1 protein-coding gene is annotated in these 12,012 nt (G+C 50.4%); it reads left to right on the top strand.

Translation table 11 applies throughout. From position 1 onward, the window contains the following. Positions 1-19 precede the first annotated feature (19 nt). Complete coding sequence (locus GJB61_RS18435) at positions 20-11,986, top strand: non-ribosomal peptide synthetase (RefSeq protein ID WP_154120492.1); 11,967 nt, start codon at positions 20-22, stop codon at positions 11,984-11,986. Positions 11,987-12,012 lie beyond the last annotated feature (26 nt).

Below are 12,012 nucleotides of genomic sequence, written 5' to 3'. Positions count from 1 at the left end.
AGAAAGGAGAGGGCTAGCGATGAAGAAGAATTTGCTATCTCGGACGGAAAAAGAAAGCAGTACTCCCCCTGCAATTGAGGAGCTGTCGGGCCGGGATATAGCGATTATCGGAATGGCGATAAAGGTGCCAGGAGCTGATACGCTGGATCAGTTTTGGAGCAATCTTTGCCGAGGTGAAGATTGGATCGGAGAGGCGCCACCATCGAGACTAAAGGCTGGAGCTCTCCAGCTATCCCGAGATCTTCCGCCGCGAGGAGGATATTTAGGGGAGGTGGATACCTTTGACTCACTGTTCTTCCGTATTCCCCCCAAAGAGGCCGATTTGATGGACCCGTATCAAAGGCTGTTTCTCGAAACGGCATGGTGTGTTATTGAAGATGCAGGATACGGAGGAGACAGACTGAAGGGCAGCCGAACCGGAGTTTATGTCGGTTCTGGGCATGAACACGAGTATAAACAAATGATTGCTACCATGAACCCTGATCTTCTCTCGGCGGCAGTGACGGGCAACCTGCCTCCTGTCATTGCCAGCCGAATATCTTACCTGCTGGATTTGACAGGCCCAAGTTTAGTCGTTGATACTGCCTGCTCCTCTTCCCTTCTGGCCGTTCATCTCGCTTGTCAGTCTTTGGCGCTGCGGGAGTGCGACATGGCCATTGCCGGAGGTATTCAATTAATGGTCAATCTATCCGGTCACCAACCCAAGATCGGAATAGAATCGTCTTCTTCGACTGTGAAAGCATTTGATGAAGATGCTGATGGCACAGTCAGGGGAGAGGGAATGGGAGCGGTGCTCCTGAAGCCTTTATCCAGAGCGATTGCCGATAATGATCTTGTCTATGCAGTGATCAAAAGCAGCGTCTCCAATCAGGATGGGAAGTCCATAGGCATTACAGCTCCAAATATGGCGGCTCAAGAGCGACTATTGATCAGCGCATGGGAAAGGGCCGGCATTGATCCGGTAACCATATCTTATATTGAAACCCATGGAACGGGGACTCCTATTGGAGATCCCATCGAGATCCATGCCATTCAGAACGCTTTTCGTAAGTATACAGACAGGAGACAATTCTGCGCCGTCGGTTCGCTAAAACCCAACATCGGGCATTTGTATCACGCGGCGGGAATTGTCAGTCTGATCAAGTCGGCGCTTGCGCTGCAACGTGAACAGATCCCACCATCCATTCATTTTGAAAGACCCAACTCCCGAATCAACTTTCAGCAATCACCTGTATATGTCAATGCGGATCTGGCCGAATGGAAAAGGAGTGAAGAAGTCCGAAGATGTGGCGTCAGTTCGTTCGGAATGAGCGGAACAAACTGTCATGTCATTCTGGAGGAAGCAGGGGAGAATACGCGGCACCGTCTGTTGCCGATTGATGAAGTTCAGCCGGTGCTCTTGACCCTGTCCGCTAAATCAATGACATCATTGCGTTCATTAATTGAGAAATATCGCCTGTTCTTGATCACAGCCGATCCGAACTCTTTTAGGGACATCTGCTACACCTCAAATATTGGGAGAGGGCATTATGAATACAGACTGGCCGTTGTGGCGTGGGACCCACAAGAGATGAGAGAGAAATTGGCTGGACTTCGGTATGCGTCTTTCTCCTCTACATATGGTGAACTGGAGGAAGGCGTCTGGTTCGGCGGACCGGATGCAGAGAATAAACCGGACCCGGTTGAAAAGATGGAATGTGAGCTAGAACCACTCAAGGACAATTTCTGGCAGCAGGTAGCCAACCGCTATGCCAACGGAGCTAGTCTTGATTGGGATGATCTACACGCTGGAAAGAGCAGAAGAGTAGTGTCAGCACCGACCTATGCATTTAACAAACTCAGGCACTGGACAGCCTCTTCTGAAGGGAACAATTCAGATACCGCTGTTAAAGACAGGACGGAGAATAAGGAGGTTGATCGAGGAATGACGCTCAGCAGTGAAACGGAACACAATCATTTGGTTACGGAGTCAGTACGCGGAATTATTGCGAACATTTCCGGATACGAACATGAAAACATCGGAAGCACTAAAAGCTTTATGGAAATGGGTCTGGATTCCATCATGCTGGTAAATGCAAGGCATGCCATAAAGGATCGGTTCGGTATCGATATTCCGATGCGACTTTTCTTCGAGGAACTATCAACGGTAGCGGATGTGGGACGATATATAGCCGGTCTATCCCCGGAACTTCCGACACCGGTAACTGAGCTGCGGGCTGAAAAGGCTGTGCAGGAGATCGCCTCTGCACTTGCAGTGGATGAGAATGAAAGCGAGGAATGTCCAGTCGAACAGTACGCGGGGATGCCAACGGGAGTGGAGGGAATCATCCATAAACAGTTGGACCTTATGGCCCAGCAGCTTATCATCATGGAGAATCGCCCATCCGCTAAGTCGAGTTCCGTTGCGTCCACGATGCAACATATCGCCGCGAAGAAGGCTGAAAAGGATGCAGTTGTCGTTAAGCTCCGGACGGAAAGACAAGTGGAGCCGACTATGCCATTGTCCACACGTTCCCAGGATCGCCCCTATGTGCCCTACCAGAAGATTGAGCGATTGGTAAAGTCAGGTTTCACTTTGCCACAACAGCGGTTTATCGATGAATTTATCGTAAGATATACGGAGAAGACGAAGAAGTCACAGCTCCATACACAAGCATATCGCGAGGTTATCGCCAACAACCGGAACGTAGCTGGGTTTAGACCTTACTGGAAAGATATCGTATACCAGATTGTTGTGGATCGTGCCGAAGGCTCTTCCATCCGCGATATCGATGGTAACGAATACATTGACCTGACGATGGGCTTTGGCGTGAATTTATTTGGACATAATAATTCGTTTATCAATGAAGCAGTAGACGGAGCTTTGAAGAAGGGAATGTGCATCGGACCGATTAATGATACTGCAGGGCAAGTGGCATCCGCTTTGCGCGACTTAACCGGAATGGACCGGACCGCCTTCTTCAATTCAGGAACAGAAGCGGTTATGGTTGCCATGCGTCTGGCTCGTGCCGGAACGGGAAGGTCCAAAATCGCCATTTTCTCGGGCTCCTATCACGGTACCTTTGACGGTGTGCTGACGATGAGTTCTGGTACGAACGGTGAAGGAACACCAATTGCTCTGGGAATACCAGCCGGCATGATCGATGACGTTATCGTGCTGAACTATGACCATCCCGAATCGCTGCGCATCATCGAGGAGCGGTCGGGAGAACTGGCCGCAGTTCTGGTCGAACCTGTGCAGAGCCGAAAACCGGATGTGCAGCCTGCGGAGTTCCTAAAGCAACTTCGGACCCTGACTGCCCAGTACGGAATCGCGCTTATCTTCGATGAAGTCATTACCGGCTTTCGAATCCATCCGGGAGGGGCACAGGCCTGGTTCGATGTAGAAGCCGATATGGCGGTATATGGAAAAATTATTGGCGGAGGACTGCCGATCGGTATTGTCGCGGGCAAACCTCAATATTTAGACTGCATTGATGGCGGCATGTGGACCTTCGGCAACGATACATTTCCACCATATGAAGAGCGGAGGACCTTCGTGGCGGGAACCTTTTGCCAGCATCCTCTGACCATGAATGCTGCATTAGCAGTATTGCAGCGGCTGCAGGAGGAAGGTCCCGCCCTGCAGGAGGAAGTGAATCGGAAGACGGCTGTACTGGCCGATACTCTTAACATTTATTTCAAAGCAGAACAGTTACCGCTTCACATTGCCCGGTTTGGCTCTCTATTCCGGTTTGTCCAAAAGACCGATTTGGAATTGCTTTATTATTTGTTGATTGAGAAGGGCGTTTATATCTGGGAAGGCCGGAACTGCTTTCTGTCAACCGCCCATACGATGGGGGATGTAGAGCAGATTATCAACGCTGTCAAATCCAGCATTGAAGAACTGCGGAATGCAGGTTTCCTTCCGCCCTCGCCCTCACCTGGAAGCGGACAAGAACTTTCGGAGCAGTCCACAGATTCTATGGAGACCCAGATTACACCTCTAACGGAAGAACAACGGCAGCTTTGGTTCGTCTCGCGGATGAAGCCGGAGATATCAGCAGCCTATACGGAAACGGCCGTTCTGAGACTGCGAGGAAACGTGAATTCGGGCCAGCTGCAAACTGCGATATATCAAGTGATTCGAAGACACGACATGCTGAGAACGAGATTCGCCGAAGATGGAAGCGTTCAATATACGGTACCTTTTGGAAACGGTCTTTCGCGCTACGCGCTTTATGAAGCCGATGTGGATGAGAGGGCTGGCGAGCTTCCGACACCCTTGCTCCCAGAGACAGCGGCAGCTTTCGATTTGTCAACGGGCCCACTAATCCGGTTCGGACTGCTTCATGTTAGTAAGCAAGAGCATCTATTTGTTATTCAGGCCCATCATATTGTGGCCGACGGTTGGTCATTTATCCGAATTTTAGAGGAAATTGCCGGATATTACAGTGATCAGGACCGCTATCGGGTGCCGGAAGCTGTGTCATTCTCTGCTTTCGTCGATTGGCAACGCCGGATTTCTTCGGAGGAATCCCTCCGTGCCCGAGAGTACTGGTCTGCCAAGCTGTCAGCTCCTGTCACGGATTTAATCTTTCCTGCATCGAACGTTCTGGGCAATACATCCGCACGACGGGGAAGAAGAATCCATAAGGTTATCAATTCACGTTTGACCTCAGATCTGAAAGCATACTGCAGACGTAACGGAACTTCGCTGTACATGCTCATGCTCGCAACCTATAACATCTTGTTATCCAGAATTTCGGGTCTTCAGGATATTACAGTCGGTATTCCGACATCCGGCCAGCTCCAAATGGGCACCGCGCATTTGGTCGGCCAATGTGTTAATCTGCTCCCTTTTTCAAGCAAGCTTCCGAAGTCAGCAAGCTTTGCTCTATATCTGTCCCAGATGAAGAAAGAGCTGCTTGTAATGTTGGATCATCAGCAGTGTTCTTATGCAGAAATCGTCAAAGAACTAGGCATAACGGGGGCGGCGGTATTTTTTCCGACCATCCGCACGATTTTCAACTTTGACAAGCCCTCGGTATTTCAGTTTGGAAATCTGGAAGCGACGCTTGAGCCAGCTCCGACGGATGCAGTCAAATACCCTGTAAGCTTGAATATTCTGGATCTGGAACAGGAACTGGTTCTCGAATTGGACTATGAGAATGGTGTATGCGCAGATGCAGACGCAGTGGCTTGGCTGAGTACCTACTGCCGTCTGCTTGAAGACATTTTTGCCGATGACGGGAAAGAGCTTCGGTTATATGGATTGCCTGATTCTACGGAAAAAGAATGCGGAATTCCAGAACATCCAGTGCCTGAGTTGCTCGACGGAATGTCCGATTTGGACGAAATCGGCTTCGTAGTGGACAGCCACGGACTTCCCTGTCTGCCGGGGATTCCAGGCCAACTATACTTGAGAGCCGACCGAGAAACCAGTGAAGGCCATGCCACAGAATTAGCGGCGGTCTACGGGGCAGAAGGACAACTTCTTCTACTTGGCCGTATGGAGCGGCTTGTCTGTGTGAGCGGATTCCGCATTCACCTCGATCAGTTGGAGGCTCAATTGGAGCAGCTTCCTTGGTTGTCTGCCGTTGCCGTTGCGCTTGAGACTGACATCCAAGGCGTAGTTCACCTAATTGCATACTATGAACCAGACAGCGAGAATGAACCGGATGATCGCGAAAGACGGGAATATGCGGTTTCGGTGTTGCCGGAATCATTAATTCCAACCCGTTGGGTAAAAGTTGCAGGACCTTTACCTAAGAAGAAACGGCTGCCCGGTTCTTATACTAACACTACCCAGTTCTTCAAGAAATCCAGAGATGTAGATTATGAAATGTTGTTCACTGTACATGCCGAGTCGGAGAACTCACTCGCCAAGCCCAATACGGACATGGAGAAGCTGCTGCAACAATTGTGGCAAGAGGTTCTAAAGCGTAAGTATATCGGTATAACCGATCATTTTTTTGAACTGGGTGGCAATTCGCTAGCCGCCACTATCCTCGCCGCCAAGTTGCAGGCTGAGCTTGGCAAGGTGATTCCTTTAAACCTGCTGTTTCAATATACAACGATCAAGGAATTGGCCAAGGAATTGGACAACAGACCGAATTCCGGAGCCATGCGGATACCGCAGGCAGAATTCGCCACACACTATCCGCAGTCCGCAGCGCAGCGTTCCATATTCGCGGTCGAGCAGTTGGGTGGTGCCGGAACGGCATACAATGTCACCGGACTAATTACGATAGAAGGGGAACTGGATCTTGATCGCTTGAAGCATGCCGCCAATAAGTTAGTCCAAAGGCACGAAAGTCTGCGAACTTCCTTCCACCTGGAGGACAATGAACCTGTACAACGGATACATGAAGGACTATCCATTGATATTCCCGAGCATACACTGGTTCATTCAGGGGACGTGGGGTCGATTTTGGAAACGATCAAGCCGTTTGATCTGGAGTCTGCGCCATTACTACGGATTGAAGCGTGGCAAGGGGAGGTAAGCGGCAAGCAGTATCTCCTTCTGGACATGCATCATATGATAGCAGACGGGATCTCAGCCAATATGATCTTTGATGAATTGATCCGGATATATTCCGGGGAAAGTCTGCCGGAGTTGAAGATTCATTTCAAGGATTACAGCCAGTGGCAGCTTGGCAGAATCGGAGCCGGTTATCTGCGAGAAGGGGAGAAATACTGGAGCCGTCAGCTTCAAGGTGACATCCCTCGGCTTGATTGGACGACAGATTACCCGCGGCCTGCTGTTCGCAGCTTTGAAGGAGAACGCTACTCCTTCAGTCTTGACTATGAATCATTGAAGAGCATCAGGGAATTCGCTTCGACTAACGGGATTACCTTGTACAACTACTTGCTGGCTGCTTATTGCGTGTTGCTGTCCAAATATGCTAATCAGGAGGATATCATAGTCGGAACGTCAGTATCTGGGCGAGTCCATCCCGATATTGAGCGCGTTACAGGTATGTTCGTCCACACGATGCCTCTATGGAATCATGTATCCCCGGATATAGCATTCGCCGAGTTGGTGCAAGCGGTGCAAGCTGGCTCGATTCAAGCGTTCGAGCATCAAGAGTTCCCGCTGGAGCGGTTGCTTCCTCGACTGAATGATGATCGGGATATGAGCCGGAATCCGCTATTTGATGTGATGTATGTTTTTCAGCATGAAGCGCTTGAACCGCTGGCCATGAAGGGCAGTAGCGCCGTCTTTACCGCAACGGAATGCAAAAGTCGCACCGCCAAGTTCGATCTGACGCTTGAAGCGGTGGAGACGCTGGACGGAATGATTCTACATTTGGAGTACTGCACGGCATTGTTCCATCCCGCCTCGATTGAAGCTATGGGTGGTCATTTGCTGACGATACTTGGTACGGTTGCCACAAATCCATATATTCCGTTGTCCGAGATCGAACTGCTGACTCCGATGGAGAGGATGCAGCTCCAGCACGGATTCAATGACATAACCATCCAATATCCAGAGAACAAGCCAGTGTTTAGGTTGTTTGAGGAGCAGGTGCTGCGAACGCCGCTGGCCATCGCGGTCTCGTGTGAAGGCGAACATCTCACTTATGCAGATCTGAACGCTGACGCGAACCGTCTTGCATCTCTTTTGAAGAATAAGGGTGTTGGAGCGGATGCCGCTGTTGGACTTGTGATGCGTCGATCCCCGGAGTTGATAACGGCGATACTCGGCATTTGGAAAGCCGGCGGTTGCTACGTACCGATCGATCCTTCCTACCCGAAAGAGAGGATCGCCTATATTCTGTCCGACAGTGGGGCGAAATGGGTGATCACGGATGGAGATTACGAAGAATTGACCGGATACGAAGGGGAGATTATCAGGGCCTCGGATGGCATTTTCGAAGGCGGTGGATCGGTTGACAATCCGGAGCCCACTGCCGGGGCTGACAATCTAGCCTATATCATTTACACTTCCGGTTCAACAGGCAAACCGAAAGGGGTAATGGTCGAGCAGCGAGGACTGACCCATTATATCTGGTGGGCTGATCAGATGTACGTTCGAGGCGAGGTAGTCACTTTTCCTCTCTATTCTTCGATATCTTTTGATCTGACAGTCACTTCAATGTTTACACCGCTCCTGTCTGGAAATCGAATTGTGATCTACCCGGAAAATGTGGAGGTGGCGCTTGGGCGGATCATTGAGGATGGCGAAGCGGAGATTATCAAATTAACACCTTCCCATTTGAAACTGCTCCACTTATATAAGCCAGAACAATCCGGCCTAAGACGTTTTATTGTTGGCGGGGAAGCTTTGGAGGTGGCCGCCGCTGCGGAAATTATGGAACTCTTCGGTCCAGACACCGAAGTGTATAACGAATACGGACCTACTGAAACGGTAGTGGGCTGCATGATCAAGCGGTATGAGCCTGGAAATGTGCGAAATCAAGTGCCGATTGGCTTGCCAATCGATAATATAAGGCTCTATGTAGTCGATTCTTCGGGCGGACTTCAGGCCAAGTACCTTCCGGGGGAACTTTGCATCGCTGGAGCCGGTGTAGCACGCGGGTATTTAAATCGACCGGAGCTGACGGCGGAGAAATTTGTCGCTGGAATGTTTGGAGAGCTGGGGAGAGTGTACAGAACCGGTGATCTGGTCCGCTGGCTTCCCGAAGGTGGTATGGCCTATATGGGCAGATTGGACGAGCAAGTTAAGATCAGAGGATATCGCATCGAAACTGGTGAAATCCAGAACCTTCTACTGGGTCATCCGCACATCCGTGAAGCAGCGGTAGCTGCCAAAACAGGAGCAGGCGGTGAGAAACACCTATGCGCCTACTATACAGCAGAGGTGGAGCTTGTAGCTGATAATCTGGAAGCGTACCTTTCGGCACATCTTCCTTCGTATATGCTTCCGGTAGAATACATCAGGATGGATCGGCTTCCACTATCTGCAAATGGCAAGGTGGACTATAAGAAGCTGCCAGAATCAACGCGCAAGCCAGGTTGTAGTATCGAACCCGCTGTTCAGAAGCATTCCCTCGAAGCGGAGCTTTTGGAAGTCTGGCGTGACATTCTTAGAGTCCCGGATGCCCAAATCGACGAGGCGTTTATCAGGTTGGGCGGAGATTCGATCAAAGCCATACAGATTTCTGCACAATTGAACAAAAGAGGCATCCGGCTGGAGGTCGGCGATATACTGCGCGGACAAACCGTCCGAAAGATCGCACGGCTAGCTGTTCGTCTAAGCGAAAGCACAGTGGTGCCGGAACAGCCCCCGCTGGAGGGAGAGATTCCTCTGGCCCCGATACAACAGTGGTTTTTTGATCAGCATTTCTCAGAGATGAATCATTGGAACCAGTGCGTAACGCTAGCTGGAACCACACGATTTGCCGGGCACGAGGTTAAAGAAACTCTAACTCGGCTAGTGCGTTACCATGACGCGCTGAGAATGACATATGTTCATGCTTCGGACGGCGGGATTAAGCAGTACTGCAAAGGAGCGGAGCAGCAGGCCTTCGCCTACCGATTCGTGGATGGAACCCTTATGGGGATAGACGAAGCAGACACGGCACGTAACCAGATGATTCTGGAATTACACCGGTCCATTGATCTGGAGAACGGGCCGCTAGTTCAGGCCGGGCTGTTTAGAAGTAAAGACGAAGATGAATTAACTCTTGTGATCCATCATCTCGTGATCGATGCAGTTTCGTGGAGAATTCTACTGGATGACTTCCACGATATATACTTGGCACTCCGGCAGGGTATCGAGCCGAATCTGCCAGTGAAAACGGACTCCTACAAATTGTATACCAGTGCACTGCACGATTATGCTTCAAGCGAGTTGCAAACCCGCGAACTACAGTATTGGGAGCAGCAGTTCCTTTTGTCCGCTTCGCACATTCCTAAGGACACAGTTGCCGGTAATGGCAAGGTACGGGATGCAGATGTCCGCAGCCTTCATTTCACGGGAACGGGCACATCCGTACTGTTTGAAAAGGCAACCGGATACTACCGTACGGACGCATCTATCCTGCTTTTGGCAGCACTGGGCTACTCCTTGAGCCTCCTAGGTTTCCCAGATGGAGCCTGGATTAATATGGAAGGCCATGGAAGGGAGCCGTTCGGCAATCACCCCGATTATTCACGGACCGTGGGTTGGTTCACCTCTCAGTATCCCGTGTATCTTAATACCGCCGCCGCAGGAACTCCTGGTCAATACGCCATGTTCCTGAACCATGCGATTCGTGGGATTCCGCACAGAGGTGCGGGCTATAATGTGCTCAAGTATTTGCTACTGGAGAAACCCGGCGCAGGTAGCGATGTCCTGTGCATTCAGCCCACGATCAACTTTAATTATCTGGGTGAAATGAATGACGAAGCCTATCGTGATCTGTTTAGGTTGGCCGAGCTTCCCTTGAATGGAACGGAAAGTCCTGATTCGGAACGGCCATTCTCCATTACAGTCAACGCGCTTCTCACCAATAATCGGTTAACCGTTGAGGTGGAGTACAACAGATACGAATATGGTGAGGGGACGATACAGCGTTTTCTACAAGGTTTTCTGTCTGGGCTTGCAGGGATCATCTCATACAGTGGACAGACCGAAGTTATTGGGCCAGCGCCAGAATACTGCGATCTCGTGCCTGCCGAGGAGCTTGCAGCCTTGATGGCGGATTCTAGGTCCGATATTCAGAAAGTATATCCACTGTCCCCGATGCAGGAAGGCATGCTGTTTCATCACCTGCGCTACCCGAATTCGGAAGCGTACTTTGAGCAATGCGTCATCCGCTTCAGGGGACCGATGAACCCGGAATTGTTCAAACTCTGCTTCCAGACTGTGTCAGACCGACATGACATCCTTCGTACGTGCTTTGCGGTTTGGCGTGTGGAGCGTCCATTGCAGACCGTAGCGGAATCCCGGGTTGTTCCTTTTCATTACGAGGATTGGACCATAGACGGAGAAACGAACGGAACGCGAGAACTAAACCTTTACTTAACGCAAGATAGGGACAAACGTTTTAATCTGCTGGGCGATATACCGTTGCGGATCTCGCTGATCCGGACCGATGAGGAAGAAAACTGTATGGTTTGGAGCTTCCATCATGTTCTCCTTGACGGCTGGAGTGTCGGCATAATTATCCGGGAACTGCTTAGTCTGTACTCTACTCTGGACTTGGGAGAACAGCCACGATTGATTCAGGCACCTGCTTACGGCGAGTATATAAGATGGGTTGAGAGCAGGGATCGGACCGCCGCTGAGGAATACTGGAGGGCATATTTATTGGGCTATAGGGCTGTCACCCTGCTCCCTAGGGAAAGGGTAATTGATGATGGTGAAAGCTCTTATGACCATGGTGAGCTGACCCGTATTCTGCCTGATAATCTTCGGGATAGGCTGATTAGGCTGTCCGCTGAACGAAGTGTTACGCTGAATGTTCTGATTCAGGCTGCCTGGGGAACGGTACTGCACAAACTCAATGATACCGATGATGTGGTGTTCGGCGCGGTTGTATCCGGGAGAAGTCCAGAAGTGAAGGATATCGACGAAATGGTGGGGCTGTTCATCAACACGGTTCCCGTCCGGGTAAAGGCTGGTGCTCAGAACTTTCTCGAACTGGCCCTGGGCCTTCAAAGAGATATGCTAGATAGGGAACCCCATTCGTATCTTCCTCTATCGGCTATCCAAAATACAGGAGGGGGTGCCGGAGTCGATCATGTACTTGTCTTTGAGAATTACCCGCTGCAGCTCGATCTTCCTCGGGGGCTGGAAATGGCGGGGTACGAATGGTTTGAACATACCAACTATGATTTTAACGTGATTGTAGAGCCGCAGAAGGATATTCTGATTCGTTTTGTCTACAACCGGACGGTATTTGATGAACTGGAGCTGGAGGATGTGCTTGCCTGCTTCATCGCCGTACTTTCTCTGATCGCCAATAATCCAGAAATTCTACTGAGTGAGATTACACTTGAAGAAACTACCGCTGGAACAAAAAAAACCGGAACCGCCATTGAATTCCATTTTTGAGCCATGTGCCAAGGGAGAGAAGAACC

Source organism: Paenibacillus monticola (assembly GCF_009664975.1).
In the GTDB taxonomy this organism is placed as follows: Bacteria; Bacillota; Bacilli; order Paenibacillales; family Paenibacillaceae; genus Paenibacillus_AQ; species Paenibacillus_AQ monticola.
The sequence above is the reverse complement of the archived record's forward strand: the minus strand, read 5'-3'. Positions and strand labels throughout refer to the sequence as shown.

Bases quoted from the DNA above. Each gene is read 5' to 3' on its own strand.
- GJB61_RS18435 (WP_154120492.1), top strand. From the start codon at position 20: ATGAAGAAGAATTTGCTATCTCGGACGGAAAAAGAAAGCAGTACTCCC.